The organism is Leifsonia sp. NCR5 (assembly GCF_002105485.1).
Taxonomy (GTDB): domain Bacteria; phylum Actinomycetota; class Actinomycetes; order Actinomycetales; family Microbacteriaceae; genus Leifsonia.
In genome coordinates, this window is the sequence record NZ_NCSR01000001.1 from 241,794 (window position 1) to 268,095 (window position 26,302).

29 protein-coding genes are annotated in these 26,302 nt (G+C 68.8%); 15 read left to right on the top strand and 14 right to left on the bottom strand.

The window, feature by feature from the left end:
* Nucleotides 1–190: 190 nt before the first annotated feature.
* On the top strand, nt 191–1,483 hold the full coding sequence (locus B7438_RS01240; protein ID WP_085367661.1) for an enolase C-terminal domain-like protein: 1,293 nt from the start codon (nt 191–193) through the stop codon (nt 1,481–1,483).
* A gap of 28 nt (nt 1,484–1,511) precedes the next feature.
* Here the strand turns inward: B7438_RS01240 and B7438_RS01245 are convergent, their stop codons facing one another.
* Together B7438_RS01245 and B7438_RS01250 are read right to left on the bottom strand one after the other, a co-directional pair.
* Complete coding sequence (locus tag B7438_RS01245) at nt 1,512–2,261, bottom strand: SDR family NAD(P)-dependent oxidoreductase (protein WP_085367510.1); 750 nt, start codon at nt 2,259–2,261, stop codon at nt 1,512–1,514.
* A 17-nt stretch (nt 2,262–2,278) separates the two neighbouring features.
* Nucleotides 2,279–3,130, bottom strand: a complete 852-nt coding sequence (locus B7438_RS01250; protein WP_085367662.1) for a fumarylacetoacetate hydrolase family protein — start codon at nt 3,128–3,130, stop codon at nt 2,279–2,281.
* 105 nt (nt 3,131–3,235) lie between these two features.
* On the opposite strand from B7438_RS01250, the gene B7438_RS01255 reads away from it, so the two are divergent.
* From B7438_RS01255 to B7438_RS01280, 6 genes are all read left to right on the top strand, one after another.
* On the top strand, nt 3,236–3,583 hold the full coding sequence (locus B7438_RS01255; protein WP_085367511.1) for an L-rhamnose mutarotase: 348 nt from the start codon (nt 3,236–3,238) through the stop codon (nt 3,581–3,583).
* An 83-nt stretch (nt 3,584–3,666) separates the two neighbouring features.
* On the top strand, nt 3,667–4,857 hold the full coding sequence (locus B7438_RS01260) for an ROK family transcriptional regulator (RefSeq protein ID WP_085367512.1): 1,191 nt from the start codon (nt 3,667–3,669) through the stop codon (nt 4,855–4,857).
* Nucleotides 4,858–4,997: 140 nt separating this feature from the next.
* The gene (gene mmsA / locus B7438_RS01265; RefSeq protein WP_085367513.1) at nt 4,998–6,545 is read left to right on the top strand and encodes a multiple monosaccharide ABC transporter ATP-binding protein; all 1,548 of its coding nucleotides are present in this window, start codon (nt 4,998–5,000) and stop codon (nt 6,543–6,545) included.
* Nucleotides 6,545–7,885: a multiple monosaccharide ABC transporter permease gene (gene mmsB / locus B7438_RS01270; RefSeq protein ID WP_085367514.1), complete on the top strand. Its 1,341-nt coding sequence runs from the start codon at nt 6,545–6,547 to the stop codon at nt 7,883–7,885. Before mmsA ends, mmsB begins: the two co-directional genes overlap by 1 nt.
* A 72-nt stretch (nt 7,886–7,957) precedes the next feature.
* The gene (locus B7438_RS01275; RefSeq protein ID WP_085367515.1) at nt 7,958–9,049 is read left to right on the top strand and encodes a sugar-binding protein; all 1,092 of its coding nucleotides are present in this window, start codon (nt 7,958–7,960) and stop codon (nt 9,047–9,049) included.
* 109 nt (nt 9,050–9,158) lie between these two features.
* Nucleotides 9,159–9,794 carry a hypothetical protein gene (locus tag B7438_RS01280; RefSeq protein WP_143465499.1) on the top strand — a complete coding sequence of 212 codons (636 nt, stop codon included), beginning with the start codon at nt 9,159–9,161 and terminating at the stop codon, nt 9,792–9,794.
* A gap of 169 nt (nt 9,795–9,963) precedes the next feature.
* Here B7438_RS01280 and B7438_RS01285 read toward each other — a convergent pair whose 3' ends face one another.
* On the bottom strand, nt 9,964–10,620 hold the full coding sequence (locus tag B7438_RS01285) for a GntR family transcriptional regulator (RefSeq protein ID WP_085367517.1): 657 nt from the start codon (nt 10,618–10,620) through the stop codon (nt 9,964–9,966).
* A gap of 260 nt (nt 10,621–10,880) precedes the next feature.
* Between B7438_RS01285 and B7438_RS01290 the strand changes: the two genes are divergently transcribed.
* Nucleotides 10,881–11,639, top strand: a complete 759-nt coding sequence (locus B7438_RS01290) for a GntR family transcriptional regulator (protein WP_085367518.1) — start codon at nt 10,881–10,883, stop codon at nt 11,637–11,639.
* Here the strand turns inward: B7438_RS01290 and B7438_RS01295 are convergent.
* The 5 genes from B7438_RS01295 to B7438_RS01315 form a co-directional block, all read right to left on the bottom strand.
* Complete coding sequence (locus B7438_RS01295; RefSeq protein WP_085367519.1) at nt 11,614–12,120, bottom strand: DUF6328 family protein; 507 nt, start codon at nt 12,118–12,120, stop codon at nt 11,614–11,616. The genes B7438_RS01290 and B7438_RS01295 overlap by 26 nt on opposite strands.
* Nucleotides 12,117–12,515, bottom strand: a complete 399-nt coding sequence (locus B7438_RS01300; RefSeq protein ID WP_085367520.1) for a hypothetical protein — start codon at nt 12,513–12,515, stop codon at nt 12,117–12,119. The genes B7438_RS01295 and B7438_RS01300 overlap by 4 nt, the downstream gene beginning before the upstream one ends.
* Nucleotides 12,516–12,596: 81 nt before the next feature.
* Entirely contained in the window at nt 12,597–12,902 is a 306-nt protein-coding gene (locus B7438_RS01305; RefSeq protein ID WP_085367521.1) for an AzlD domain-containing protein, read from the bottom strand.
* Entirely contained in the window at nt 12,899–13,639 is a 741-nt protein-coding gene (locus B7438_RS01310; RefSeq protein WP_085367522.1) for an AzlC family ABC transporter permease, read from the bottom strand. Before B7438_RS01310 ends, B7438_RS01305 begins: the two co-directional genes overlap by 4 nt.
* A gap of 66 nt (nt 13,640–13,705) precedes the next feature.
* Nucleotides 13,706–14,260, bottom strand: a complete 555-nt coding sequence (locus B7438_RS01315) for a TetR/AcrR family transcriptional regulator (protein ID WP_085367523.1) — start codon at nt 14,258–14,260, stop codon at nt 13,706–13,708.
* Between the two features lie 89 nt (nt 14,261–14,349).
* Between B7438_RS01315 and B7438_RS01320 the strand changes: the two genes are divergently transcribed.
* Nucleotides 14,350–15,606, top strand: a complete 1,257-nt coding sequence (locus tag B7438_RS01320) for an MFS transporter (protein WP_085367663.1) — start codon at nt 14,350–14,352, stop codon at nt 15,604–15,606.
* Here B7438_RS01320 and B7438_RS01325 read toward each other — a convergent pair.
* Together B7438_RS01325 and B7438_RS01330 are read right to left on the bottom strand one after the other, a co-directional pair.
* Nucleotides 15,590–16,609: an NADPH:quinone reductase gene (locus tag B7438_RS01325; protein WP_085367524.1), complete on the bottom strand. Its 1,020-nt coding sequence runs from the start codon at nt 16,607–16,609 to the stop codon at nt 15,590–15,592. The two genes, B7438_RS01320 and B7438_RS01325, sit on opposite strands and share 17 nt — an antisense overlap.
* A gap of 71 nt (nt 16,610–16,680) precedes the next feature.
* A complete protein-coding gene (locus B7438_RS01330) occupies nt 16,681–17,868 on the bottom strand; it encodes a MarP family serine protease (RefSeq protein ID WP_085367525.1) in 1,188 nt (395 codons plus the stop codon).
* Nucleotides 17,869–18,022: 154 nt separating this feature from the next.
* Here B7438_RS01330 and B7438_RS20445 point away from each other — a divergent pair, with 154 nt between their 5' ends.
* The gene (locus B7438_RS20445; RefSeq protein WP_168688287.1) at nt 18,023–18,193 is read left to right on the top strand and encodes a hypothetical protein; all 171 of its coding nucleotides are present in this window, start codon (nt 18,023–18,025) and stop codon (nt 18,191–18,193) included.
* A 36-nt stretch (nt 18,194–18,229) separates the two neighbouring features.
* Here the strand turns inward: B7438_RS20445 and B7438_RS20750 are convergent, their stop codons facing one another.
* Nucleotides 18,230–18,358, bottom strand: a complete 129-nt coding sequence (locus B7438_RS20750) for a hypothetical protein (protein WP_256921822.1) — start codon at nt 18,356–18,358, stop codon at nt 18,230–18,232.
* A gap of 77 nt (nt 18,359–18,435) precedes the next feature.
* On the opposite strand from B7438_RS20750, the gene B7438_RS01335 reads away from it, so the two are divergent.
* Nucleotides 18,436–19,329 carry an SDR family oxidoreductase gene (locus tag B7438_RS01335; protein WP_085367526.1) on the top strand — a complete coding sequence of 298 codons (894 nt, stop codon included), beginning with the start codon at nt 18,436–18,438 and terminating at the stop codon, nt 19,327–19,329.
* A gap of 87 nt (nt 19,330–19,416) precedes the next feature.
* Here the strand turns inward: B7438_RS01335 and B7438_RS01340 are convergent, their stop codons facing one another.
* The 3 genes from B7438_RS01340 to B7438_RS01350 all read right to left on the bottom strand — a co-directional run bounded on the left by B7438_RS01340 (nt 19,417) and on the right by B7438_RS01350 (nt 21,563).
* Nucleotides 19,417–20,100, bottom strand: a complete 684-nt coding sequence (locus tag B7438_RS01340) for a copper resistance protein CopC (protein ID WP_085367527.1) — start codon at nt 20,098–20,100, stop codon at nt 19,417–19,419.
* Nucleotides 20,097–20,822 (bottom strand): YcnI family protein, encoded by a 726-nt coding sequence (locus B7438_RS01345; protein ID WP_085367528.1) that lies wholly within the window; start codon nt 20,820–20,822, stop codon nt 20,097–20,099. The genes B7438_RS01340 and B7438_RS01345 overlap by 4 nt, the downstream gene beginning before the upstream one ends.
* Nucleotides 20,823–20,909: 87 nt before the next feature.
* Entirely contained in the window at nt 20,910–21,563 is a 654-nt protein-coding gene (locus B7438_RS01350; protein ID WP_085367529.1) for a hypothetical protein, read from the bottom strand.
* Nucleotides 21,564–21,715: 152 nt separating this feature from the next.
* On the opposite strand from B7438_RS01350, the gene B7438_RS01355 reads away from it, so the two are divergent.
* The 4 genes from B7438_RS01355 to B7438_RS01370 all read left to right on the top strand — a co-directional run bounded on the left by B7438_RS01355 (nt 21,716) and on the right by B7438_RS01370 (nt 26,287).
* Nucleotides 21,716–22,957: an ROK family transcriptional regulator gene (locus tag B7438_RS01355; RefSeq protein ID WP_085367530.1), complete on the top strand. Its 1,242-nt coding sequence runs from the start codon at nt 21,716–21,718 to the stop codon at nt 22,955–22,957.
* Nucleotides 22,958–23,134: 177 nt separating this feature from the next.
* A complete protein-coding gene (locus B7438_RS01360) occupies nt 23,135–24,484 on the top strand; it encodes an extracellular solute-binding protein (RefSeq protein ID WP_085367531.1) in 1,350 nt (449 codons plus the stop codon).
* Between the two features lie 7 nt (nt 24,485–24,491).
* Nucleotides 24,492–25,451: a carbohydrate ABC transporter permease gene (locus B7438_RS01365; RefSeq protein WP_085367532.1), complete on the top strand. Its 960-nt coding sequence runs from the start codon at nt 24,492–24,494 to the stop codon at nt 25,449–25,451.
* Nucleotides 25,451–26,287 (top strand): carbohydrate ABC transporter permease, encoded by an 837-nt coding sequence (locus B7438_RS01370; protein ID WP_085367533.1) that lies wholly within the window; start codon nt 25,451–25,453, stop codon nt 26,285–26,287. The genes B7438_RS01365 and B7438_RS01370 overlap by 1 nt, the downstream gene beginning before the upstream one ends.
* Nucleotides 26,288–26,302: the final 15 nt, after the last annotated feature.

Genomic DNA, 26,302 nt, shown 5'->3' on the forward strand with positions numbered 1-26,302 from the left:
AGCGGAGTTCATCACGGTCGCGCCCGAAAACTCCGCTCGAACGGAGGACACGCCGGGCCTGCGCGCGCGTTCTCCGCACGAAGCCACCACGTCCAGCGATGGCAAATTCGCGCATATCCACCTATATCCAATAGGATGTTGTCTATCAGTCGACGCGAGGGTGCTCGGCGATGGATGGAAAGGGATGCGCGTGAGCATCGTCACAGGATTCGAAACACTGGACGTCCGGTTCGAGACGTCGGCCATGCTCGACGGCTCCGACGCGATGAACCCGGACCCGGACTACTCGGCCGCATACCTGCGGGTCACCACCGACGCCCCGGACGGCCACGAAGGACACGCGTTCGTGTTCACCATCGGCCGTGGGAACGATGTGCAGGTCGCGGCGATCGACGCCGTCGCCCACCGGGTGATCGGGCGGGACGTCGAGGCGATCCTCGACGACCTCGGCGGTTTCTGGCGCGAGTTCGTCTACGACTCGCAGCTGCGCTGGCTCGGCCCGGAGAAGGGCGTCATGCACATGGCCATCGGCGCCGTCGTGAACGCGTTCTGGGACATCAAGGCCAAGCGCGCCGGCCTCCCGCTCTGGCAGCTCCTCTCCCGCATGACGCCGGAGCAGATCGCCGGCCTGGTCGACTTCCGCTATCTGAGCGACGCGCTCACCCGCGACGAAGCCATCGCGATCCTCCGGGATGCGCTCCCCGGCCGCGCAGAGCGCGAGGCCGACCTGCTCGCCGTCGGCTACCCCGCGTACACGACCACGCCCGGCTGGCTCGGCTATTCCGACGACAAGCTGCGCCGCCTGGCGCGCGAGGCCGTCGAGGAGGGCTTCGAGCAGATCAAGCTCAAGGTGGGCGACAACCTGGACGACGACATCCGGCGCCTCGGCATCGCGCGCGAGACCGTCGGCCAGGACATCCGGATCGCCATCGACGCCAACCAGCGCTGGGACCGCGACCAGGCCATCGAGTGGATCCACGCCCTCGAACCGTTCGGCCTCGCCTGGGTGGAGGAGCCGACCAGCCCCGACGACATCCTGGCCCACGCCGCAATCGCCGCGGCCATCGCCCCGGTGCCGGTCGCGACGGGGGAGCACGGGATGAGCAGGGTGCTGTTCAAGCAGCTGCTCCAGGCGCGAGCAGCCTCCATCGTGCAGATCGACTCCACCCGCGTCGCCGGCGTCAACGAGAACATCGCGATCCTGCTGCTCGCCGCCAAGTTCGGCGTGCCGGTCTGCCCGCACGCGGGCGGCGTTGGCCTCTGCGAGGCCGTGCAGCACTTCTCGATGTTCGACTTCGTGGCGGTCTCCGGCAGCCAGGACGGCCGGATGATCGAGTACACCAAGCACCTGCACGAGCACTTCGTCTCGCCGGTCGACGTCACGGGAGGCCGCTACCGCGCCCCGCTCACCCCCGGCATCGGCATGGAGATGCACGAGGCCTCTCTCGCCGCCCACACCTTCGCCGTCCCGGCCGTCGTCTAGCCCTCGGGCAGCCGGTCCGGCGCAGCCGCTAGCGCCGCGGGCGCAGGGAGTACATGCCGCCGTCGACCGCCAGGATGACGCCGTTCGTCGACGCCGAGGTCGGCGACGCGAGGTACGCGACCGCCTCCGCGACCTCCTGCGGCTGCACGAGGCGGCCGTTCGGCTGGCGGGCGGCGAGGGCTGCGCGCTCCGCATCCGGATCGGTGGCTGCGTCGAGCAGGCGGCCCACCCATGGGGTGTCGGCCGTGCCGGGGGCGACCGCGTTGACGCGGATGCCGAGCGGCAGGCAGTCGGCGGCGATGGCGAGCGTCATCGCCGAGACCGCGCCTTTCGACGCCGAGTACAGCACGCGCTGGGGGAGCCCGGCCCACGCCGCGATCGAGCTGGTCAGCACCACGGCGGCGGACGGTGACTGCTGCAGGTGCGGCAGCGCGTGGCGGATCGTGCGGGCCGAGCCGATCACGTTCACGTTGAGCACGCGCATCCACTCGTCGTCGTCGTTGGCGAGCACGTCGCCCTGCGCTCCGATGCCCGCGTTGGCGACCACCACGTCCAATCGCCCTGCGTCGGCCACCACGGCGGCTATCGCGTCGCGCACGCTGGCGTCGTCGCCGATGTCGCACCGGATGCCCGTGTGCGGCGCCGAGACGGCCGCGGCGTCGAGGTCGAGGCAGAACACCCGTGCCCCCCGGGATGCGAGCTCGTCGGCGATCGCCCTGCCGAGCCCGGATGCGCCTCCCGTGACCGCGGCCACGAGTCCTGCGAAGTTCTGCGACATCGTCGTCTCTCCCTGCGTCAGTCGGCCGCGCGCACGGTCGTGCGCTGCTGTCCGAGTCCGTCGATGCCCAGCTCGACCACGTCGCCGGGCGCGAGGTACGGGAACCGGCCGGACAGTCCGACGCCTTCCGGGGTCCCCGTGTTGATCAGGTCGCCCGGTTCCAGCACCGTGAACTGGCTGAGCCGGTAGACGATCTCGGCCACGCTGAAGATCAGGTCGCTCGTGGTCGACTTCTGGCGCTGCTCGCCGTTGACCGTCGACCAGATGCCGAGTCCCGAGCCGTCGCCGATGGATGCGGTCGGCACCAGCCACGGACCGAGCGGGTTGAACGTCGCGAAGCTCTTGCCCTTGCTCCACTGCCCGAGCGAGCGCTGCAGCTGGTACTCGCGCTCGGACACGTCGTTGGCGACAGTGAAACCCGCCACGTGGTCGAGCGCCTCGGCCGGCGACGAGAGGTAGCTGGCGCGCTTCCCGATCACCGCGGCGAGCTCCACCTCCCAGTCGGTGGTGGTCGATCCCGGTGGCATGATGACGGCGTCGTCCGGCCCGACGACCGTGTTGGGGTGCTTGTAGAACACGACGATGTCGCTGGGCGGCTCGGAGCCGGATTCGCGCGCGTGGGCCGCGTAGTTCATCCCGATGCAGATGACGGCGGTCGGCCGGGCGATCGGCGCGCCGACGCGCATCCCGGCGAGGTCGACCGTCGGCAGCTCGCCCGCGGCGGCCGCTTCCGCCGCACGAGCGAGGCCGTCTGCTTCAAGGAAGGCGCCGTCGATGTCGGCCGTGAGCCGGCGCAGATCCCAGGTGGTGGTCCCGTCGCTCACGACGGGGATCTCCGCTCCTGGCTGGCCGAGTCTCTGGAATCGCATCGTCGGGGTCGGCAGAGTGGGCATCGAGGGTCCTTTCGCTCGTCCATGAACCCTATTACTATTTCCTATAGTATTCCAACACTGCAGGAGAACACGGAGAACACTATGCGCGTCGCCCTCCACTCCGTCGTCCGCGACGGCCACGAATCCGGCTACGAGGAGGCGCACGCCACGATCCCGGACGACCTGGTCGCGTCGTTCGCGCGGGTAGGAATCCACGACTGGACCATCTGGCGCAGCGGCAGGGACCTCTTCCACCTGGTCGACTGCGACGACTTCGCCGCGGCGATGGATGCGCTCGACAACGACGAGGCGAACGCCCGCTGGCAGGCGTTCATCGGCCCGTACGTCGACCACTTCGTGACCACCGGCGATGGCCCGGGCGGGATGGTCGTCGGCGAGGTCTGGAATCTGGCGGAGCAACGGGAGGCATCCCGCGCGCCCACCGTCTGAGAAAGCTGAAGTCACGTTGTGCCCCAACCGTGGGGTTACGTTCACAACTTGACTACAACACTCCTCTCCTGCACCCTTATCGCATGACCGCCACTTCGGGCTCTCTCGTACGTGGCGCACGCAACCCCGGGTCGCAAGGCGCACTGAGGCACTTGAACCAGGAGCGACTCTTCGAGTTCCTCCTCGCCAACGGCCCTTCGACCCAGGCGGAGCTTGCGCGCGGAACGGGACTGTCGACCGCCACCGTCTCGAACATCGTCAGGGACATGGCGGCCAAAGGCGTGGTCGCCACCTCCCCGGTGAACAGCGGCGGCCGGCGCGCCCTGCTGGTGCAGCTGACCGACACCGGCGACATCGCCGTCGGCGTCGACTTCGGTCGCAGGCACGTCAGGATCGTGCTCACGACGCTCGGCTACGAGGTGCTCGCCGAGGAGGCCATCGCCCTCCCGCTCGGCTACGACGTGGACGAGAGCCTGCAGGCCGCCTCCGACCTCATCGACAGGATGCTCGCCGCCAACGGCTGGGAGCGCGAGTCGGTCCTGTCCGTCGGGGTCGGCATCCCCGGCCCGATCGACCGCAGGACGGGCACCGTGCTGCAGGGCGCGATCCTGCCGGAGTGGGTCGGCGTCAACCTGCGCGACCTCGAGAACGCCTTCCGCTTCCCCGTCGTCGTGGACAACGACGCCAATCTCGGAGCGCTCGCCGAGGTGACCTGGGGCGCCAACCGGGGCGTGCGGAACCTCATCTTCGTGAAGATCGGCTCCGGCATCGGTGCAGGGCTGATCCTCAACGGCCAGCCGTATTACGGCTACCTCGGGATCACCGGAGAGCTCGGGCACACACCGGTCACCGAGCACGGCGTGATCTGCCGCTGCGGCAACCGCGGCTGCCTCGAAACGGTCGCGTCCACCACGGTGATGCTCGAATCCCTCGGCCGCGGGTCCGAGACGCCGGTGACCACGGAGGACATCCTCCGCAAGGGCCTCCAGCGCGATCCGGCCACCCTGCGCGTCGTCGGCGACGCCGGCTCGGCGATCGGCCAGGCCATCGCCAACATCGCCAACGTCATCAACCCGGAGCTGGTGCTGATCGGCGGCCCGCTCGCCGGGCTCGGGGATGCGCTGCTCGACCCCATCCGGCACGGGATCCTGCAGAACGCCATCCCGGTGATCGGCGAGACCACCACCGTCCGGATGTCGTCCCTCGGCGACAGGGCGGAGTCGCTGGGGGCTGCCGCGCTGGTGATCCAGGCCTCGCTCGCCGGGCGAGACTGACGCGCGACCGACGCAGACCGCGCCGCAAACATCCAGACCGTTATTTACTTGTTGTGTTCACTGTTTGACGCCAAGCCCGAACTTAGCGTTTACTACTTAGGCAGATGGTTCGCAGTTAGCAACAACCCGAAGGAGCGACGATGCCGTCGAACGCAGTCATCCTGGAGATGCGCGCGATCACCAAGGAGTTCCCTGGTGTGAAGGCACTCGAGGATGTCTCCCTCACCGTCAAGGCCGATGAGATCCACGCGATCTGCGGCGAGAACGGTGCAGGAAAGTCCACGCTGATGAAGGTCCTCTCCGGCGTGTACCCGTATGGGACGTACACCGGGGACATCGTCTACAACGGCCAGGAGATGCGCTTCAAGGACATCCGGTCCAGCGAGCACGAGGGCATCGTCATCATCCACCAGGAGCTGGCGCTCATCCCGGAGCTGTCGATCACCGAGAACATCTTCCTCGGCAACGAGCCCGGCCGCGGCGGCGTCATCAACTGGCAGGAAGCCAAGACCCGCGCCACCGAGCTGCTCGCGCGCGTCGGCCTCAGCGACGACCCTGACACCCCGATCAAGAACATCGGCGTCGGCAAGCAGCAGCTGGTCGAAATCGCCAAGGCTCTGAACAAGTCGGTCAAGCTCCTCATCCTCGACGAGCCGACCGCCGCGCTCAACGAGGCGGAGTCCGCCCACCTGCTCGACCTCATCCTGGGGCTGAAGAGCAAGGGCATCAGCTCGATCATGATCAGCCACAAGCTCAACGAGATCGAGCGCGTCGCCGACGAGATCACGATCATCCGCGACGGCCGCACCATCGAGACCCTCAGCGTGAAGGCGGACGGCGTCGACGAGGACCGCATCATCCGCGGGATGGTCGGCCGCACGCTCGAGAGCCGCTTCCCCGAGCACACGCCCAACATCGGCGAGAAGTTCTTCGAGGTGAAGAACTGGGTCGTGCAGCACCCGCAGGTCGCTGAGCGCCTGGTGGTCAAGGACTCGTCGTTCTTCGTCCGCCGCGGCGAGATCGTCGGCTTCGCCGGGCTGATGGGCGCGGGACGCACCGAGCTCGCGATGAGCATCTTCGGCCGCTCGTACGGCAACTTCATCTCCGGTGAGCTCTACAAGGACGGCCAGCAGATCCAGGTCCGCAACGTCAGCGACGCCATCGACAACGGGATGGCGTACGTGAGCGAGGACCGCAAGGTGCTCGGCCTCAACCTCCTCGACGACATCAAGGAGTCGATCGTCTCCGCCAAGCTCAAGAAGATCTCGCGCTTCAACGTGGTCAACGACCAGCAGGAGTTCGCGATCGCGGAGGAGTACCGCAAGAGCCTGCGCATCAAGACCCCGGATGTCGAACGCGGCGTGAGCACGCTGTCCGGCGGCAACCAGCAGAAGGTCGTCCTGGCCAAGTGGATGTTCACCGACCCCGACCTGCTCATCCTCGACGAGCCCACCCGCGGCATCGACGTCGGCGCCAAGTTCGAGATCTACGGCATCATCCAGCAGCTCGCAGCGCAGGGGAAGGGCGTCATCGTCATCTCCTCCGAACTGCCGGAGCTGCTCGGCATCTCGGACCGCATCTACACGATCTTCGAGGGCCAGATCACCAATGAGCTTCCGATCGCGGAGGCCACCCCAGAAACGCTCCTGAAAAGCATGACATCCGCCAAGAAGAGGGTTGCCCGATAATGACCACACAGATTCCCGAAAAGAAGAAGTCCGGGGGTATCCGCGACCTCGGCAAGATGTTCGGAAGCGGCCAGTCGACCGGACGCCAGTTCGGCATCCTCGGCGCCCTCGTCGTCATCATCATCCTGTTCGAGATCCTGACCGGCGGCAAGACGCTCGAGCCGGTGAACCTGATCAACCTGGTCAACCAGAACGCATACGTGCTCGTGCTGGCGATCGGCATGGTCATGGTGATCATCGCCGGCCACATCGACCTGTCGGTCGGTTCCGTGGCCGCCGTGGTGGGCATCGTGGTCGCCAAGTCGATGACCGACTGGCACGTTCCGTGGCCGCTCGCGATCATCCTGGGCCTCCTGATCGGTGTCGCGATCGGCGCCTGGCAGGGCTGGTGGGTCGCATACGTCGGCGTTCCCGCGTTCATCGTGACCCTGGCCGGCATGCTCATCTTCCGTGGCCTCAACCAGCTGATCGGAAACGCGAACACCATCCCGGTCCCCGACGGCTTCACCTTCATCGGCGGCGGCTTCCTGCCCGACTGGGGACCCGACTTCGGCTACAACAACTCGACGCTGCTGCTCGGCCTCATCATCGCGATCGTGATCGCCGTGATGGAGTGGCGCACCCGCCGCAACCAGACCAAGATGGGCTCCGAGAAGGCGCCGCTCTGGGTCAGCGTCTTCAAGGTGCTCGTGCTCGACGCCGTCGTCATCTACGCCGCGTTCCTCTTCGCCGGCGGCCGCATCGGCACCAGCTTCCCCGTCTCCGGCATCATCCTGGGCATCCTGGTGATCGTCTACTCGTTCGTGACCCGCAGCACGATCTTCGGCCGTCACATCTACGCGGTCGGCGGCAACTGGCACGCTGCCGAGCTGTCCGGCGTCAAGATCAAGCGGATCAACTTCTTCGTGATGATGAACATGTCGGTGCTCGCAGCACTGGCCGGCATGATCTCGGTCGCCCGCTCGATCTCGTCCGGACCGCAGGACGGCCTCGGCTGGGAGCTCGACGCCATCGCCGCTGTGTTCATCGGTGGTGCAGCGGTCTCCGGTGGTATCGGAACCGTCGCAGGCTCCATCGTCGGTGGTCTCGTCATCGCCGTCCTCAACAACGGCCTGCAGCTGCTCGGCGTCACCTCCGACAAGGTGCAGATCATTAAGGGCCTCGTGCTCCTCATCGCCGTCGGCATCGACGTCTACTCGAAGCGCCGAGGGGGTCCGTCGTTGATCGGCAGACTCACGCAGCGCCGCGAGAAGGGCGTGGACGCCGCCGGAGCCGACCAGCCGGCCGTCGTGCCGGACGCCGACTCCGCCGAAGCGAGCTCGCGCTCGCTGACCAACTGATCCATCCCCCCTAAGACTTACCCGTCTGTTCCATCCCTGCACCACCTCAACAAGAGAAAGCGAAATACACAGATGCGCAAAATCGCACTCGCGACAGTGGCCGTCGCTGCTGCCGCCGCGCTGGCCCTCTCGGGCTGCTCGAGCCGTGGCTCGTCGGGCGACTCCACCGGAGCCGCCGGCTTCGACAAGGGCGCCACGATCGGCGTCGCCCTCCCGACTAAGACGTCGGAGAACTGGGTTCTCGCCGGTGACCTGTTCACCAACGGGCTCAAGGACGCCGGCTTCAAGGGCGACGTCCAGTACGCCGGTGGCTCTGGCGTCTCCGACCAGCAGTCGCAGATCCAGTCGATGATCACCAACGGCGCCAAGGTCGTCATCATCGGCGCCGTCGACGGTGGCCAGCTCGCCGCGCAGGCCAAGGCCGCGCACGACGCCGGCGCGACCGTCATCGCGTACGACCGCCTCATCCTCAACTCGCCGAACGTCGACTACTACGTCGCGTACGACAACGAGAAGGTCGGCGAGCTCCAGGGCCAGGCCCTGCTGGACGGCATGAAGGCCAAGTACCCGGACAAGACGAAGTACAACATCGAGCTGTTCTCCGGTTCGCCGGACGACGCGAACTCGAAGGTGTTCTTCGACGGCGCCATGAAGATCCTCAAGCCGAAGATCGACGACGGAACGCTGACGGTCGTCTCCAAGCAGACCGACATCAAGCAGACCTCGACCCAGGGCTGGCTGCCGGCGAACGCGCAGACCCGCATGGACACCCTGCTCGCCGCGAACTACGGTTCGACCGAGCTCGACGGCGTCCTGTCGCCGAACGACACCCTGGCCCGCGCCATCATCACCTCGGTGCAGGGCGCAGGCAAGCCGGTCCCGATCGTCACCGGTCAGGACTCCGAGGCCGAGTCGGTCAAGTCGATCATGGCCGGTGTGCAGTACTCGACCATCAACAAGGACACCCGCGCGCTGGTCAAGCAGGCCATCGCGATGGTCTCCGACCTGCAGCAGGGCAAGAAGCCTGAGACGAACGACGACAAGTCGTACGACAACGGCGTGAAGGTCGTCCCGGCCTACCTGCTCACCCCGGTCGTCGTCACCAAGGAGAACGCGGCGAAGGCGTACGCCAACGACCCGACCCTCGAGCCGCTGACCAAGTAGTCACCAGCAGCGAGACACACGAGGCCGGACCCCGATCGGGGTCCGGCCTTCGTGCTGTCCGCCGCGGGCGGTGCGTGCGAGGATGGGGACGAGTGGAAGGGGGGTGGACGTGCTCGCGAGAACCGCATCCCGTCGTGCTGCATCCCGGGTCGTGGCGGCGTGCGCCGGGGCCGTCGCCGTCGCCGTGCTGCTGGCAGGCTGCATGCCAGGAATGGCCGGGCGCCCCGCGTCCCTCACCTTCGCGGACGGCTCGGCTCTCAGCGAGGCCGACGCCGGCGCGATCTCCTTCTACACCGACCTCGACCGCGTCTCCGGATGGGCGGTCGAGCCCGGCGGGGACGCCGAGTACATCGAATACCGGCAGCGCGGCACCGGTTGCCTGGTCAGCCTGGACCGCTTCGACGTCGCCGATGAGGACTACGTGATCGACGGGGACGACGCCCGCTCCTCCGCCGCCCTCGTGGACGCGACCAGCGACCTGCACGAGAACCGGGCCCTGCGCGCCCGCTCCGTCGTCGCGCTCAACGACACCGCAGCATCCGGTGCTGGCGCGACGATGGATGTGCTGCGCATCGTCTTCGCGCCGGTCGACTCCGGCGTCACCCGGCACGACGCAGCGCTGGTGCGCGTCTTCGCCGGTGCGGGAGTGGGGCTCGTCGCGCAGGCGAGTTGCGGAACGGACAGGGCGTTGCGGAACGCGATGACCGTGCTCCGGCGTCACGTCGCATTCGTGGTCGAGCGCTAGCAGACGAAGATCGAGGCCGGTGCGGTTTCCCGCTCCGACCTCGATCTCTGGTTCCCCCCGGATGTTCGCCCCCGGTCGAACGTCTGACGCCAGGCTATTCGGGGGTGTGCAGCCGAGGCATCGGGGCTGGCACGGATCTTCCCGACCGTGCCAGCCCGGGATGCGCGTGTCAGCTTTTCAAGGTGCCGAGCACGCCGCCGATGCGGGCGATGTACGCACTGACCTGCGCGGCGGCCGCCGGGCCGTCCCCTGCCCTGGTCGCGGTGCTCAGGCCGCCGACGAACTCGCGGACGGCCTCGGTGTTCACCTGGTTGTTGAGCTTGCGGGCGATGCGGCGCACCTGCGGCATGACGTTGGAGAGGGCGCGCAGCCGCACCGGATTGCCCTCCACCCGCACATACATGGTGGCCAGGTGCTCGAAGGCGCGTACGTAGCGGCTGGTGTCGTTGTCTCCTGCCGCCTCGACCAGGGTCTCCGCGATGTCGTCGAGGAGGTGGAGGTCGTCGTCCGGCCAGAACCCGTGGCTGCGGAGAGCAGCGCCGGCCCAGAGGTCGCCCGCCACCTCGATGGCGGAGCGCACGCCGTCGACGTCGAAGGCGGCGACCCTCGTGTACCGGTTGCGCTCCATCTCGACGAGGCCCTGCTCGAGGAGGCGGTCGAGCGCGTGCCGGATGGGGGTGCGCGAAATTCCCAGCCATTGCACGAGCTCGGGATCGCGGAGGCGCTCGCCCGGCTCGAGAGTGCCGTCCATGATCGCCGCCTCGATGCGCGTATACGCCTCGTCGGAGAGGGAAACCCGGGCGACGTGATCTGTCGGCATCGGCATGGGAGCTCCTTATTCAATAAGAGGTTGTGAAGCTTAGATGCTCAATGATAAACTATAAATATAACCTGGCGATAGCTCGCCACTCCTAGACTCTGGCCGTGATTCGGGTATCCGGCCAGTGCGCGGCTGCGACTCCCCCCTCGTGGCCGCGGTGGGCCCCGGCTGTTACCGGCCGGGGCCCAATTCAAAACCAGAGAACCCGACCCTCTGACCGCAGTGGCTCTCCTCTGTATCCGTGAACAGGAAGAATCAACCAACCCATGACAATTGACGAGGTCTCGACTTTCCCGACCGGTATGCCGGCGCTCACGGCCGACCGCAGGCTGTTGCGCAACGATGTCTTCGAGGTGCTGCTCACGCGCATCCTGAACGGCGGCTTCGTTCCGGGCGAACGACTCAAAGACGCCGAGCTCACCTCCTGGCTGCGTGTCTCCCGCACCCCGGTCCGCGAGGCGCTCAGCCGTCTGGTCACGCTGGGACTGGTCAAGACGGCGCCCAACCGCTTCACCTGTGTCGCTCCGCTGGTCGATGCCGAGATCGCCGACGCCATCATGGTGCTGAGGAGGCTCTATCCGGATGCGATCGCCGAGGCCCTGAGACTGCGCACGGACGGCGACGAGCTGGAGCTGCGCCTGGTGGCCGGGCGGTTGGAGCGCGACGAGGGTGTCTCGCCGATCGAGACGTTCCAGCGCGTGCTGCTGATCGCGCTGGCGTCGATCGACAATCAGGTGCTGGCCGAGGCCATCGAGACGGTGCACCTCCGCGTGCTGCGCTACCTCTACCTCACCCCGGACGCGCAGCACATCCTCTGCCGCGAGCGGGTGCTCGACTTCGCGCGTGCCGTGGCGTCGGGCGACGATGCCGCCGTGCGCACAGTGGAGACGGTGCTCGACGACGTGGCCGCGGTGATCGGTGACGTGACGCCCGCGGCTTCCCCGGGGGCCGCTGCCGCCGCCGCCGCGGTCGCCCCGGTCGGAGCCGTGGTCAGGGGTGTCACTCCGATGGCTGCCGCGGGCTGACCCGGCGGAGCACGGCCCGCGGGAACACGTAGAGCAGCACGACGAGCACGGCGAGCACGACGCCGCCCGCCACGATCCCGGCCGTCGGGCCGACCGTCACGTCGAACACGAAGAACACCACACCGCTCGTGAGCAGCGCCACCAGGGCGAGGGTCGTCCGCAGCAGCCGGTTCGCGATCGCGACGGTCTGCACCTTCTCGTGGTGGCGGAACAGCTGGCGGTGCAGCGCGACCGGCGCCAGGCCGAGCGCTGTGCAGGCCGCGGAGAGCACCACGAGCACCAGGTAGAAGCTCACCTGAAAGCCGTCGAGTTCGCTGAAACGCTGTTGGAACACGATCGTCAGCAGGAAGCCGCTGATGATCTGCGTGCCGGTCTGCGTCACGCGCAGCTCCTGCAGGATCTCCACCCAGTTGCGATCTGCACGCTGGGGTGCGCTCTCGGTTCTGCCGTCGGCCGGGTCGACGTCGTCGGGTTCGCTCATGTCCGCCTTCCGGATGGTGTGCGGTCCATCGTGCTCTCGCTCGGCCGACGTCGCAATGCCGCGCGATAGAACCTGACCAGTTCCGAAGCCGGAGGACGCTGGCGGGCCATCGACGCCGCATCCACCCGCTTCGCCGCCAGGTGGTGGCGCCACGACTCCTCGGCGCAGCGGAAGTCCCAGCCCGCCGCGGCCGCCGCCTCGAGGGTGCGGCACCAGCCGATCAGCTCGCGACCCTCCGAAGTCGGCGCCCAGGTGACCACCCGGAACCACACGTCCGGCCGGTTCGGGTCGCCGAACGCGAACCGCCGCACCACCGCGTACGGGCCGCCGAGCGTCCCCTGCCGCAGGAGCCACTCGCTCGCCTGCGCGTTCGTCACCGGGTGCCACGCGCCCACTGCTCTCCTTCTCGGGTCCGCAGCCCGGCCCGCTGCGTCCTGAGCATACGAACCGCCGCCGACACCGCGGGCGCGATGGGGTCAGGTGAGCAGGCGGATGAGCGCGGCGACGACCGCAGCGGCGGGGACGACGACGATGAAGGGCACGCGGAGGGCGTAGAGGCCGGCGGCGATGGCGACGGCCGGGAGGCGCGCATCCAGTTGGAGGGCCTGGCCTGCACCGAACGTCTGCACGCAGATCAGGGCGGCGAGGAGTGCGGCCGTCAGAAGGTCGCTGACGCGGGCGACCGTCGGGTGGTCGAGAGCCTTCGGCGGGACCAGCCAGCCCACCGCCTTGAGGGCGAGGACCGCGATCGACGCCAGCAGGATGATGTTCCACGTGGTCACGGCTCCACCTCCCTCTCCATCGGGATGGCCTCGGGATGCGGTGGGTCCGAGCGCTGCCCGAACAGGTTGAAGACTCCGACGAGGATCGCCACCGCCGCGGCGGCCAGTACGGGAAGGCCCGGCATCAGGAAGGGCGTGAGCAGGGTGGCGACGAACCCGGCCGCGACGGCGACGGCCTGCGTCTGGCGGGCCTTGAGCCGCGGCCAGAGCAGGCCGAGGAACGCGGCGGCCGCAGCAGCATCCAGCCCGTACGCCTTGACGTCGCCGATCAGGTTGCCGAGCAGGGCGCCCGCGAGGGTGGTCAGGTTCCAGCCGATGTAGACGACGAGGCCGGTGGTCCAGAAGCCGATGCGCTGTGCCCGCGGTTCCTGGTGGGCGGTCGCGACGGCGGTGGACTCGTCGATGGTCAACTGCGTCGCAGCCGCCCTCCGCCAGAAGCCCGGCCCGATGATGCGGGAGAGGCGCAGCGCATAGAACGAGTTGCGCACGCCGAGCAGCGCGGCCCCGGCGATGGCCGAACCGCCGGCCGCGACGCCACCGGAGGCGAGCACGCCGATTAGCGCGAACTGCGAGCCCCCGCTGAACATCAGCAGACTGAGCACGCACGCCTGCCAGACGTCGAGCCCGGATGCGGTCGCCAGTGCCCCGAACGAGACCCCATACGCCGCCGTGGCGATGCCGACGGCCCAGCCGGAGCGCGCAGCGGCGCGCTCGTCCTGGCTGCGTTCCCGACTCACCCTCCCGACCCTAGCCCGTGGTGTGCCGGAGGTTCAGGGGGCGTGCGGATTCAGATGCGTGGCGGTTCAGGCCGCGTGGCGGAAGAGCCGGGCGACGAGCTCGCCGGCCGTGTCGTCGTCGAGCCGCCAGGGCTGGAAGATGGCGCGGTAGACGATGGGCGCGACGACGCCGTCGACGATGTCGTCGGCCGTGAGGCCCTCCTCTGCTGCGCGTCCGACGAACATGGTCGCCTCCTCGCGCCGGTTGCGGAGACAGTCGGAGGTGCGCTCACCCGCCGCGCCCGCCCCGCCGCGGAGAAGGGCGGCGTTCACCGGCTTGCGGTAGTGGGCGACCAGTTCGCTCGCCCAGGCGGTGAGGTCGTCGCGCAGGCTGCCGCTGGCGGGCAGCGGACGCTCAGGGTCGAGCCGGTAGGTGGCGATGTCGTTGATGAGGGTGGGCAGGTCTCCCCAGCGGCGGTAGATGCTCGTGGGGTTGACGCCGGCGCGCTCGGCGATCATCGGAACGGTCACGCGGTCCTGGCCGCGCTCTTTGACGAGCTCTTCCACGGCCGTCCTGACGCTGTGGATGACCGCGGCGCTGCGTCCGCCCGTCCGCCTCGACGGTGTGGTCGTTGTTTCCATACGGAATAGCTTAAAGCAAAAACTGTTGCTTTTGAAGTGCGCATGGGGCTAGCATCCCTAAAGCAATCAGATTTGCTTTTGGAGGAATGATGACGACAGCCGAAGAGACGCGCACCATCCCGGTCGCAGCGATCCCCGCCACCCGCGCCTCCCGGCGCGGCCTGGGCCCCATGCCCGCCTTCGTCGGCACGTCCCTGGCGTTCGTCGCCGTGGCCCTCGCTGTCGGCGCCCCCAGCCCGCTCTTCGTGCTCTACCAGCACGAGTGGGGCTTCGCCCCGTGGCTGCTCACCGTCGCCTTCGCGATCTACGCGATCACCCTCCTCGTGACCCTGCTGGTCGCCGGCTCGCTCTCCGACCACATCGGCCGGCGACCCGTGCTGATCGGGGCGCTCGCGCTGCAGGTGGTCGCGATGCTGATGTTCCTGTTCGCGCAGGACATCGGCTGGATCATCGCGGCCCGCTCCGTGCAGGGCGTCGCGACCGGCGCGGCGATGAGCACCTTCACTGCCGCGATCGTCGAGCTGGCGCCCGAGCGCCACAAGAAGCTCGGCGCGACCATCGGCAGCACCGCCCCGGTCGGCGGCATCGCCCTCGGGGCGTTCTTCACCGGGCTCGCCGTGCAGTTCGTGCCGCAGCCGACCACGCTCGTCTTCGTCAGCCTCGTCGTGCTGTTCGTGGCCGGTCTCCTCGTGGTGATCGGCTCCCGCGAGACGGTGACGCGGCGGCCAGGAGCGGTGAACTCGCTCATCCCGCGGCTCGTCGTGCCCCGGGCCGCCCGCGCGGAGTTCGTCGGCGCCATCCCGCTGTTCGTGGCTACATGGATGCTCGCCGGGCTGTTCATCGGACTCTCGCCGTCCATCCTGAGCGGCGTCTTCCACCTCGACAGCGGTCTGCTCAACGGCGCCATCGTGGCCGTGCCGCCCGCCGTCGGAGCGACGGCGGGGCTGCTGCTCACCCGGGCGCCCGCCCGCACCACGGCCATCGTCTCGATGGGCGCGATCATCGTCGGCATCGCGGTCGCCGCGGCCGGCATCGGGTTCGCGGTGCTCTGGCTGCTGTTCGCCGGAGCGGTGATCGCGGGCGCCGGGTTCGGCGCCGGGTTCTCCTCGATGCTCAGGATGCTTGCCCCGCTCGCCCCGAACAACCAGCGCGCAGAACTGTTCGCCGGGATCTTCCTGGTCAGCTACATCGCGTACGGCGTGCCAGCGCTCGTCGCCGGCGAGCTGATCAGCGTGGTCGGCCTGCTGCCGACAGCGCTCGGCTACACGGTGGCGATCGCGCTCGCCGCGGTGATCGCCCTGGTGGTGCAGGTCGGGCGGGCCCGCGCGGTCACTCCACGTCGATGAGCACCTTGCCCACGATGCCGTCCTCGACGGCGTCGTGGGCAGCGGCCGTCTCGCTGAGCGGGAACCGCGTCAGCGGCAGCCCGTGCTCCGCGCCGACCGGCAGCGCTCCGTCGGCGACGGCAGCGGACACGGCACGCACGGCGGCGTCCTTGGACTCCGCCGTCGTCGTGTACGTGAGGACGAATTGGAAGCGCAGGTTCTTGCCCATGCTCGGGCGCACCGGGATGGTGACGGCCGGTTCGCCGGGGCTGTCGGCGTAGATGGCGATGGAGGCGTTGGGGGCCGCGATCCGCGCATCCAGTTCGGCGTTGGCGGTGGCGTTCACCTCGACCACGATGTCCACGCCGCGCGGGGCGAGCGCTCCGATGGCCTGGGCGGTGTCTCCGTCGCGGTAGTTGACGACGTGGTGCGCGCCGGCCGCCCTCGCCAGCTCGGCCTTCTCGTGGCTGCTGACGGTGGCGATGACCGTGGCGTCTGCCCAGACGGCCAGCTGGATGGCCGCGTGCCCGACCGCTCCCGCACCCCCGGCGACCAGCACCGTACGACCGCTGAGTGCGCCGGGCGAGAGCTCCGACGGGCCGCCCTCGTGCACGGTGAGCGCCCGGTGCGCGGTGAGTGCCGGGATCCCGAGGGAGGCGCCGACATCGAAGGACGCGCCATCCGGAAGTGGAACCACCTGGCGCGCGGGAAGCACCGCGAACTCCTGCGCCGTGCCGTCGGGACGCTGGTAGGCCGCATCCCAGACCCAGACCCTGTCGCCCACGGCGAACCCGGTGACGCCGTCGCCGACCTCGTCCACGGTGCCCGCGCCATCCTGGTTCGGCACCTGCGGGCGCGGCAGCTGATCGTCGCCACTGCCGCGACGCGCCTTCCAGTCGGTGGGGTTCACCCCCGACACCCGGATGCGCACGCGCACCTCGCCCGGTCCGGCGTGCGACTCCTCGCGCTCGCCGTACTGCAGAACGTCCGATGATCCGGTGGAGCTATAGGTGACAGCCTTCATGTGACCAGCAAACCACCCGTCGCCCGAATCTCTTCCACGAATGTCGTTCGCGGTCGCTGACTCGCCGCGCGTCAGCCGGTGGAGCAGGCGCCCGAACTGATCGGCGCGGCGCTCACCGACGAGAGCACGGGACGCAGCTCTGCGAGCGTCAGCGCGTATCCGGTGTCCGGGTCGACCGTCGAGCGCGCGAACACCACGCCGACCACATCCCCCGACGTGTCGAGCAGCGGGCCGCCCGAGTTGCCGGGCCGCACGCTGCCGCGCAGCGAGTAGATGTCTCGCTCGACCGAACCGCTCTGGTAGATGTCGGTGCCGCGCGCCATGATGCGGTCGCGCACGCGCTCCGGGCTGATCGTGAACGGTCCGTTGCCCGGGTAGCCGGCGGCGTAGGTCTGCGCTCCGGCGGTGACGTCTTTGCCGATGTCGAGCGGCGGCGCCGTGATGTCCGTCACGTCGAGCACTGCGAGGTCGCGCTCCGGATCGAACGCGACGAGGGTGGCGCGCTCCGCCCTGTCGTCGCCCGGCTCCCGCACCACGATGCTGGATGCGCCGGCGACGACGTGCGCGTTCGTCACCACGCGTCCGCTCTGCACCACCCACCCGCTGCCCTCCGAGTCGACGCCGCAGGCGGGCTTCGACGCAAGGACCGTGACCACGGAGGCCTGGGACGCTGCCACGGCGGCCGGGACGGACGGGTCGGGCGCCTGGATGGTCTTGATCGGCTCCCCGCCCTCGAAGACCTGGGGCAGTCCGGCGCCCGCGAGGGCGTCGTCGACGGCACCGAGCACCGTGCTGGCGGGGAAGGGGGCCATGCTGTCGAGGGCCGCGACCACGCGCGACGAGCTCGCGGCCTGTACGACCGTGGCGAGGCTGGTCGCCATCGCGAATCCGGCGATGAGCCAGACCACCACGGCCCAGGTGAGCAGCCCGAGCACGGCGCCGACGAGCGAGTCGAGCCAGCGGATCGGTCCGTGCCGCACGAGCTTGCCGTTAACGGAGGCGATGCCGGCGGCGATGGCGTACGCGGCGGCAGCGCAGACCAGGATGACGATGGCCGCGACGATGGAGCGCTCGGTGACGCTGCCCCATCCGGCGTCCGCCAGCCAGGTGACGACGACAGGGGCGAGGGTCAGTCCGCCCCAGAGACCGAGGCCGAGACCGACGAGCGAACCGGCAGCGCGGATCGCGCCGTTGCTCCAGCCGGCGGCGATCGCCACGACGGCGAGCACCACGAGCACCACGTCGACAACGATCTCCACCCGCCCACCATGCCCCACCAGGCTGTGCGCGGGCTCAACCCCACGTGTGTGTCCTCCCCATCATCCCGTCGCCCCCTTCCACCGGGTGGATGCGAGGGCTACCGTCCGTTGCCAGAGGGACGCAGCCGCGTCCAGACGACGAAAGGATCACCGGATGAGCGACCAGCAGAACCGCCCAGACCTCGACGACGGCGAGCGGGAGATGACGAACGACGACTTCACCGCGTCCGATCCTGACCACGGCAAGGAGTCCGAGCCGTCGCAGCAGCAGCACCACAACGCGGAGACGGAAGAGGACACCGCGTCGGGCGGCGCTCCCGACTGAGCGGGTGCGCGACGGAGCGGGTGCGCCGGCCGGGCGTCAGGCGCGCCCGTCCTCCTCGTCCCCGTCGTCGACGGCGGCAGGGTCGGGGAGCGGGGCGGGCACGATGTCCGGGTCCATCTGCTCGGTGGGGACCGCGGCCGGCTGATTCTGGGCGTCTTTGTCCATGCGGCGACGTTACGCCCCCTGCCAGGCGGCCGTAAACCCCCTTCGGAACGCTGGCGGGCACGCGTACCGTCCCCGGCATGACCGATCAACTGACTTTCCAGAATCCCGTCGACCGCTTCGATCCGGTCGACGCGCCCAAGCAGGACCAGGATGCGCCCGGTCTGGATGCCGACCTCGCTCCGCACGCCGACCACGGCGAGAAGTCGTATCGGGGCACAGGCAGGCTGACCGGCCGCAAGGCGCTGGTCACCGGGGGAGACTCCGGCATCGGCGCCGCCGTGGCCATCGCGTTCGCCAGGGAGGGCGCCGACGTCGCCATCGCCTACCTTCCCGACGAGGAGGAGGACGCCCGCCGCGTCGCCGCCGTGCTCGAGGACAGCGGCTCGACCGTCGCGACGCTCGCGTACGACATCACCACCGCCGAGGCCTGCCGCACCCTCGTCGCCGACGCGGTCGAGGCGCTCGGCGGCCTCGACATCCTGGTGAACAACGCGGGCAAGCAGCAGTTCTGCGAGCGGCTGGAAGACCTGAGCGACGAGCAGTTCGATGAGACGTTCCGCACGAACGTGTACGCGATGTTCTGGATCACCAAAGCCGCCCTTCCGCACCTGGCTCCCGGGTCGAGCATCATCAACACCACGTCCATCCAGGCGTACGCGCCGAGCGAGATCCTGGTCGACTACGCCACCACGAAGGCGTCGATCAACACGTTCACCAAGGCGCTCGCCGCGCAGCTCGCGCCGCGGGGCATCCGGGTGAACGCGGTGGCGCCCGGCCCGATCTGGACGCCGCTGCAGGTGTCCGGCGGCCAGCCGAAGGATGCGCTCCCCGACTTCGGAGAGCAGACGCCGATGGGCCGTGCCGGTCAGCCCACCGAGCTCGCGCCCGCCTACGTCTTCCTGGCCTCCCCGGAGTCCAGCTACGTCACCGGCGACACCCTCAACGTCAACGGCGGCATGCCCACCCCCTGACCCCAAACATCGAGCCGGGACTTGTGTACGCGACACGCCGGGCGATGGCGTACACAAGTCCCGGCTCGATAGCGCCGTTGGCCGGGGTCAGTCCGACTTCGGCTCGGAGTCGGACTTGGGCTTGGGCTTGCGGCGGGCGGTGAGGATGACGATGACCACCGCGATCAGCGCGAGGACCACGATGCCGATCGCGATGCCGATGACCAGGCCCACGTCGGTCGTGGATGCGGCTGCGGTCGGTTTCGGGGACCCTGCGGTCTCCGTCGGCTGGGCACCGGCGGGTTGCGTCGCCTGCGTGGTCGGCCCGGTGGTCGACTCTCCGCCGGGCGCTGCGGTGCTCGCGCCGCACGCCGTCTTCTCCGTGCCCTCCGCCGCCGCCGTGCCCGCCGGCGGCTGGTAGGTGAACGCGTACTGGTCGGACACCGTGTGGCCGTCGGCCGAGACGACCTGGTAGCTCACCGTGTACTTCCCGGCACCGCCGAGGGCGACGGGGACCGACACCACGGTGTCGGCGACCGTCGTGCATCCGGTCTCGAAGTGGCGTGTTGCCGCATCCGGGCCCGTGACCGTCACCAGGTTGTTGCCGCCGTAGTCGAGCACGCGGTCGTTGAAGGTGAGCGAGACCGTCTGCAGCGGGGTGGTCACGGTCGCGTCTTTCGCCGGGTCCGTGCTGATGATGTAGTCGTGGGCGGAGGCGCTCGCCACGGGCAGCAGCGCCAGCCCGACGGCGGCGAGCAGCCCGATGGATGCGGTGCGCAGACGGTGCGTCATGCCTCCACCTTCCCACGCCCGCGACGGGTGGCCGCGAAGACCGCGACCACGAGCGCGATGGCGCCGAGGGCGAGACCGCCGATGCCGAGGCCGATCGAGAGCGCGTCCGCCGCCATCCCGGACGATGCTGCCGCCGGGGCAGGCGTCGAGTCGACGACGAGCGGGCCGCCGCCCTCCGTCGGAGCGGGGTCCGTGACGTATACGGTGGGCGCCGGGTGCTCGGGCTCCGCGCCGGATGCCGGGGTCTTCTCGCTCCAGTCGACCACGCTGCCGTCGCTGTAGTACTGGTGGGTGGGGAGCAGGATCTGGCCGGTCTTCGGCACGGCGCCGGCCGAGATCGTGAACTCCTGGAACTGGCCGGGAGCCACCTGCACGCCGCTGTCGGCCGTCCAGGTCACGCGCACGGGAGCCTGGGTGATGGTGCCGTCGTCGGTCTTGACCGGCTTCGCCAGCTTCTCGGTGTCGACCGCGGTGGTCCAGCCGGGGAGCGGAAGGTAGCTGACCGAAGTGAACGGGTCGGCCGTCGGCAGGTCGACCACGAGCTTGACGGTGCCCGCGGTCGCGGACTCGGTCGGCACCTTGAAGGTGAGCGTTGCGTAGCTGCCCGGCTCGGCCTGGTCGGGGGTGACGTGTACGTGCGCGCTGGCGGCGAGCGGTGCGGACAGCAGCAGGATGGCGGTGGATGCGGCCGCGATGGACGCGGCGATGGTGCGTTTCTTCATGGGAGTTCTTCGTCCTTGTTCGGAAGCGTTCGATGAGTGCTGGTGCGCGCAGACGGACGGCGCCACGCAGACTCGTGGAACGCTCCGTCAGAACGCGGCGGCGAGCGGTGGACCGCGGTGACGCAGCCGGAGAAGCGGAACGCCGAGATCGAGCAGACGCACCGGTTCCCGGGAGAACGCGCTGGCGGCGGAGGCCGCAGCGGAGTGCGCGAGCGTCGTGGGGAGGACGGCGAGGCTGCTCAGGATGCGGCGGTCGGCGAACCGGGCCACGTGCATCCTGGCCGTGTCGAACAGTCCCCAGAAGGCCTGCTCGCCGAAGCGCAGCGCGATCACGGTGACCAGCACGGCGGTGAGGTGGGCTCCCCACATCCCGAGGCTGAACTCGTCGTGGGCGGCGGGCATGGCGGTCGGCATCGAGCCGGACATGCTCATGGTGAGGTGCGACCCCGCGTGCAGGTGGGTGGTGCCGGCCGGCGCGGTGAACGTCGCGGCGCCCGTGCCGAGCCCGAACAGCAGGTGGAACAGGAACTGGCTGGCGCCGACAGCGACGGTCAGCCGCCAGAGCGACAGCGACCGGCCGGTGAGGGCGATGGATGCGATGGTCGAGAACGCGAGGCTCAGCGCGAGCGGGAGGACTCCCGGCGCCGCGCCGCCGCCGGCCACGTGGAACAGGGCGGCGACGAAGATGGCGACACCGGATGCGAGCAACCCGCGCGCGACGCGAGCCCACCTCGATCCCATGCTGTGTCCCTCCGTCGTCCGTGGTTCGGAGCAAGTCTACGGAACGGATGGGCGCCGGGCGCCGCAGTACCGCGCTGGTGCCGAGCCGCCCGGCCGAGTGCGGCTCGGTATGTATCCTACGAAGGCGACCCGGCGCACACTGAAGGAGGCGTATGCCCAGAGGAGCGAACCTCCCCGCGATCGCCGCATTCAACGACACGGTCGTGCTGGACGCCGTGCGCCGTTCCTCCGGTGGTCTCAGCAGGGTGGAACTCGCCGGGGAGACCGGCCTGTCCGCGCAGACGGTGTCGAACGTCAGCAGGCGGCTGATCGAGCAGGGCCTCATCCGCGAGGCGGGCAAACGCATCGACGGCCCAGGCAAGCCGCGCACCATCCTGCAGCTGGAGCCGACGGGCTCGTACGCGGTCGGCGTGCACCTCGACCCGACGGTGATCACCTGCGTGCTGCTCGACCTGGAGGGCGAAGTGGTCGCCGACGTGCGCCGCCACTCCCCGGTCTCCGGCGACGCGATGCAGACGCTGGACATCGTGGTCGAGGCGATCGACACGGTCCTGGCGGACTCCGGCGTCGAGCGCGCCAAGGTCAGCGGCGTCGGCGTCGCTGCGCCCGGCCCGATCGACACGGACACCGGCGTCGTGGTGCGCCCTCCGCTCATCCCGGGCTGGAACGACTTCCACCTGCGCGACGAGCTGACGGCGGCGACGGGCCTCTCCGCCCTCGTGGCCAAGGACGTCACGGCGGCGGCGGTCGCCGAACGCTGGCACGATCCGGCGGGCGCGAGCCGCGACTACGTGTTCGTCTACTACGGCACGGGCGTCGGCGTCGGGATGGTCCTCGACGGCGACGTCTACACCGGCGCCTCCCACAACGCCGGCGACGTCGGCCACGCGATCGTCGACCCGGGCGGCGCCCTCTGCGCCTGCGGCCGCCGCGGCTGCTACGGCGAATCCGTGCGCCCGTACCGCCTGGTGATGCAGGCCATCTGGGCCGGAGTCCTCACCGCCCCGGGAGGCGAGAAAGTGCCGGACGGCGTCGACCTCGGCCTCGACGTGGAGACGATCGACGACCTGTTCACCGAACTGACGTCCGCGGCGACGGCAGGCGACGAGACCGCCATCAGCATCCTCGACCGCTCCATCCGCAACACGGCCTACTATCTCTCCAACCTCTCCGCCCTCCTCGATATCGACCGCGTCGTCTTCGGAGGCCCATCCTGGGCCCGCGTCGAACCCTTCTACGCGGACCGCCTCCGCGGCTGGCTGCGCGAGTTCGACATGGAGATCCTCACCCACCCGGTGATCACCGAATCGAGCGCGGTCGGCGAGGACGTGGCGGCCGTCGGCGCAGCCTGCCTGGTGCTCGACGCGACGTTCTCGCCGCGCGGCGGGGTGTAGCGGGCGTCGCTCGTACCCGCTCGACAGCCCCATCCCGGTCGACCCCCACACGGGTCTCATCAGCCATTTTCCTTGCAAGCATTGCCAAATAAATCAAATTGATTTATAAATTACCCAAGGTCCGGCACCGCAGGGGCATGAAGGGCGCCCACCGGACGTCGAAGCAAGGGAGCATCGATGAAACGCAGCAGAGTTCTGGCCGCCGTGGTGGCCGCATCCACTCTCGTCGCACTGGCCGGATGTTCGTCGTCCGGGTCCAATGACGGCAAGACCATCAAGGTCGCCTACCAGGATTTCGGCACCGACCTCATGGCCAAGTTCATGGCCAAGGCGAAGGCCGGGTTCGAGAAGGCCAATCCGGGGGAGAAGGTCACGCTCGTCCCCATCAAGGCGGCCGAGAACGACTACTACACCAAGCTGTCGCTGATGAACCGCAGCGCGAGCACCGCACCGGATGTGCTCTACGAGGACACCTTCCTCATCCGCTCGGACGCGCAGGCCGGCTACCTCGAACCGCTCGACCCGTACGTCAAGAAGTGGGATGAGTGGTCGCAGTTCTACGACAACGCCAAGGATGCGGGCAAGGGAGACGACGGCAAGATCTACGGTGTCTCGATGGGCACGGACACCCGCGCCCTCTGGTACAACAAGGACATCTTCGCCAAGGCAGGGCTGCCGGCCGACTGGAAGCCGAAGGACTGGAACGACGTCCTGGATGCGGCCAAGACCATCAAAGACAAGGTTCCCGGCGTCACGCCCATCAACATCTTCTCCGGCAAGGCCGGCGGTGAGGCCAGCTCGATGCAGGGCTTCGAGATGCTGCTCTACGGCGCGAGCAAGGACGGCCTCTACGACGCCTCCTCCGGCAAGTGGATCACCGGGTCCAAGGCGTTCACCGACTCGCTGGATGTGCTGAAAGAGGTCTACCAGGGCGGCCTCGGCCCGTCACAGGAGATCACCAGCGACACCAACTACCAGAACATCGTCACCAGCCAGCTCATCCCGCAGGGCAAGCTCGCCATCAACCTCGACGGCTCGTGGGTCGCAGGCACCTGGCAGTCCACCGGCGACACCAACTGGCCGGAGTGGGACAAGACGATGGGCGTCGCACCGATGCCCACCCAGAACGGGCAGGAGCCGGGCAGCGTGAGCATGTCGGGCGGCTGGACCCTCTCGATGGGGTCGAAGAGCAAGGCCAAGGACGAGGCGTGGAAGTTCATCTCCTACGCGCTCAACAAGGCCAACTCGCTCGACTTCGACATCTCGCTCAGCCAGATCCCGGTGCGCAAGGATGTCGCGGCCGACCCGTCGTACGCCAAGTCGAACCCCACCTCCACGTTCTTCGCCTCGCTCGTGGATGTGACCAAGTTCCGCCCTGCCACTCCCGACTACTCCAAGATCTCCAACGGCATCCAGGTGGCGATGGAGTCGGTGATGACCGGGCAGCAGTCGCCGGCAGAAGCCGCCAAGGCCTACGACGACACGGTTGTCGGCATCGTCGGCAAGGACAAGACGAAGTCGGAGTAACGAGACAGTGACGTCGACAGTCGACGCCGTCGCCGAGGGCGTGCGCGGCCGGGGAACCCCCCGGCCGCCGCGCCCGGAGCGCACGGCACGTTCGCGCAGAGTGCGCCGTTCCGTTGCACGGACCGTCCCGCTCATCCCGGCCATCGGCCTCCTGGTCGTGTTCCTGGTCGGTCCGATCCTCTCCTCCTTCTACGGGTCGTTCACCAACTCGTCGCTCACCGGCGCCGCCGCGGCGTCGAGCGAATGGGTGGGCCTGAAGAACTACATCGACCTCTTCAACAGCCCGGACTTCCCCGTCGCGGTCGTCCTCACCCTGGTCTTCCTGATCGGCTCCGCCGTCATCGGGCAGAACATCGTCGGGATGGTCCTGGCGCTGCTCATGCGGGCGGGCGGGCGCGTCGTCGGCGCGATCGTCTCGACGTTCGTCGTCGGCGCGTGGGTGCTGCCGGAGATCGTGGCGGCGTTCGCGTCGTACGCGTTCTTCAGCCAGAAGGGCACGCTCAACGCCATGCTCGGCGCCATCGGGATCACCGGGCCGTCGTGGCTGTTCGCGTTCCCGATGCTCGCCGTCATCCTCGCCAACACCTGGCGGGGCGCCGCCTTCTCGATGCTCGTCTACTCGGCGGCGCTGCAGGAGGTGCCTCCGGAGATCACCGAGGCGGCGGAGGTCGACGGCGCCAACGGCGTCAAACGGTTCTTCCTGGTGACGCTGCCGATGATCCGCCGCAGCATCTCCACGAACCTGATGCTGATCACCCTGCAGACCCTCTCGGTCTTCACCCTCATCTACGTGATGACGGGAGGCGGGCCAGGCAACAAGTCCATGACCCTCCCCGTGCTCGCCTACCAGGAGGCCTTCAAGTTCTCCGAGCTGGGCTACGGCACCGCCATCGCGACCATCCTGCTGCTCGTGGGTGCGGTGTTCGCCATCGTCTACGTGCGCGCCCTCAAGACGGAGGTGGACTGATGCGCCTGTCATCGCCGAGCGGTCTGGCCCTCAAATGGACCGCCAACATCCTGCTGCTCCTCATCGGGCTGATCTTCGTGCTGCCGATGGTGTGGGTGGTGTTCGCGTCGTTCGACGGGTCTGCCACGCTCGCCGTCAGCTGGCCGAAGCAGTGGACGCTGGAGAACTTCCAGAAGGTGCTCACGCCCGACCTGGCGTTCCTCCCGCTGTGGAACAGCCTGCTGCTGTCCGCCGGATGCGCGTTCATCACGGTGATCGTCGCCATCCTGGCCGCGTACCCGCTGTCCCGCTACCGCAACCGGTTCAACAAGCCGTTCCTCTACGCGATCCTGTTCGGGACCTGCCTGCCGATCACCGCCATGATGGTGCCGGTCTACAGCCTGTTCGTGTCGCTGAACCTGATCGACTCGATCGGTGGGACGATCCTGTTCATGGCGGCGTCATCGCTTCCGATGGCGATCTGGATGACGAAGAACTTCGTCGACTCGGTGCCGCTTTCCCTGGAGGAGGCGGCGTGGGTCGACGGCGCATCCAGCATGAAGACGCTGTGGACGGTGGTGGTTCCGCTGGTCCGACCCGGCATCGCGGTGGTGTTCATCTTCGTGTTCGTGCAGGCATGGGGCAACTTCTTCGTCCCGTTCGTGCTGCTGCTGAGCCCGGAGAACCAGCCGGCCGCCGTCAGCATCTTCACCTTCTTCGGGCAGTACGGCGCGGTCGCATACGGCCAGCTGGCGGCGTACTCGCTCATCTACTCCGTGCCCGTGATCGCCCTCTACGTCCTCGTCTCCCGGGTGCTCGGCGGTTCGTCCGCCCTCGCCGGGGCCGTCAAGGGCTAACCGTTCCTCTTATAT

Coding starts and splice junctions, on each gene's coding strand:
- B7438_RS01370 (WP_085367533.1), top strand. CDS start 25,451: ATGCGCCTGTCATCGCCGAGCGGTCTGGCCCTCAAATGGACCGCCAAC.
- B7438_RS01295 (WP_085367519.1), bottom strand. CDS start 12,120: ATGAGCGAACCCGACGACGTCGACCCGGCCGACGGCAGAACCGAGAGC.
- B7438_RS01245 (WP_085367510.1), bottom strand. CDS start 2,261: ATGTCGCAGAACTTCGCAGGACTCGTGGCCGCGGTCACGGGAGGCGCA.
- B7438_RS01275 (WP_085367515.1), top strand. CDS start 7,958: ATGCGCAAAATCGCACTCGCGACAGTGGCCGTCGCTGCTGCCGCCGCG.
- B7438_RS01320 (WP_085367663.1), top strand. CDS start 14,350: ATGACGACAGCCGAAGAGACGCGCACCATCCCGGTCGCAGCGATCCCC.
- B7438_RS01340 (WP_085367527.1), bottom strand. CDS start 20,100: ATGACGCACCGTCTGCGCACCGCATCCATCGGGCTGCTCGCCGCCGTC.
- B7438_RS01315 (WP_085367523.1), bottom strand. CDS start 14,260: ATGGAAACAACGACCACACCGTCGAGGCGGACGGGCGGACGCAGCGCC.
- B7438_RS01260 (WP_085367512.1), top strand. CDS start 3,667: ATGACCGCCACTTCGGGCTCTCTCGTACGTGGCGCACGCAACCCCGGG.
- B7438_RS01350 (WP_085367529.1), bottom strand. CDS start 21,563: ATGGGATCGAGGTGGGCTCGCGTCGCGCGCGGGTTGCTCGCATCCGGT.
- B7438_RS20445 (WP_168688287.1), top strand. CDS start 18,023: ATGAGCGACCAGCAGAACCGCCCAGACCTCGACGACGGCGAGCGGGAG.
- B7438_RS01285 (WP_085367517.1), bottom strand. CDS start 10,620: ATGCCGATGCCGACAGATCACGTCGCCCGGGTTTCCCTCTCCGACGAG.
- B7438_RS20750 (WP_256921822.1), bottom strand. CDS start 18,358: ATGGACAAAGACGCCCAGAATCAGCCGGCCGCGGTCCCCACCGAGCAG.
- mmsB (WP_085367514.1), top strand. CDS start 6,545: ATGACCACACAGATTCCCGAAAAGAAGAAGTCCGGGGGTATCCGCGAC.
- B7438_RS01355 (WP_085367530.1), top strand. CDS start 21,716: ATGCCCAGAGGAGCGAACCTCCCCGCGATCGCCGCATTCAACGACACG.
- B7438_RS01250 (WP_085367662.1), bottom strand. CDS start 3,130: ATGCGATTCCAGAGACTCGGCCAGCCAGGAGCGGAGATCCCCGTCGTG.
- B7438_RS01325 (WP_085367524.1), bottom strand. CDS start 16,609: ATGAAGGCTGTCACCTATAGCTCCACCGGATCATCGGACGTTCTGCAG.
- B7438_RS01255 (WP_085367511.1), top strand. CDS start 3,236: ATGCGCGTCGCCCTCCACTCCGTCGTCCGCGACGGCCACGAATCCGGC.
- B7438_RS01335 (WP_085367526.1), top strand. CDS start 18,436: ATGACCGATCAACTGACTTTCCAGAATCCCGTCGACCGCTTCGATCCG.
- B7438_RS01345 (WP_085367528.1), bottom strand. CDS start 20,822: ATGAAGAAACGCACCATCGCCGCGTCCATCGCGGCCGCATCCACCGCC.
- mmsA (WP_085367513.1), top strand. CDS start 4,998: ATGCCGTCGAACGCAGTCATCCTGGAGATGCGCGCGATCACCAAGGAG.
- B7438_RS01360 (WP_085367531.1), top strand. CDS start 23,135: ATGAAACGCAGCAGAGTTCTGGCCGCCGTGGTGGCCGCATCCACTCTC.
- B7438_RS01290 (WP_085367518.1), top strand. CDS start 10,881: ATGACAATTGACGAGGTCTCGACTTTCCCGACCGGTATGCCGGCGCTC.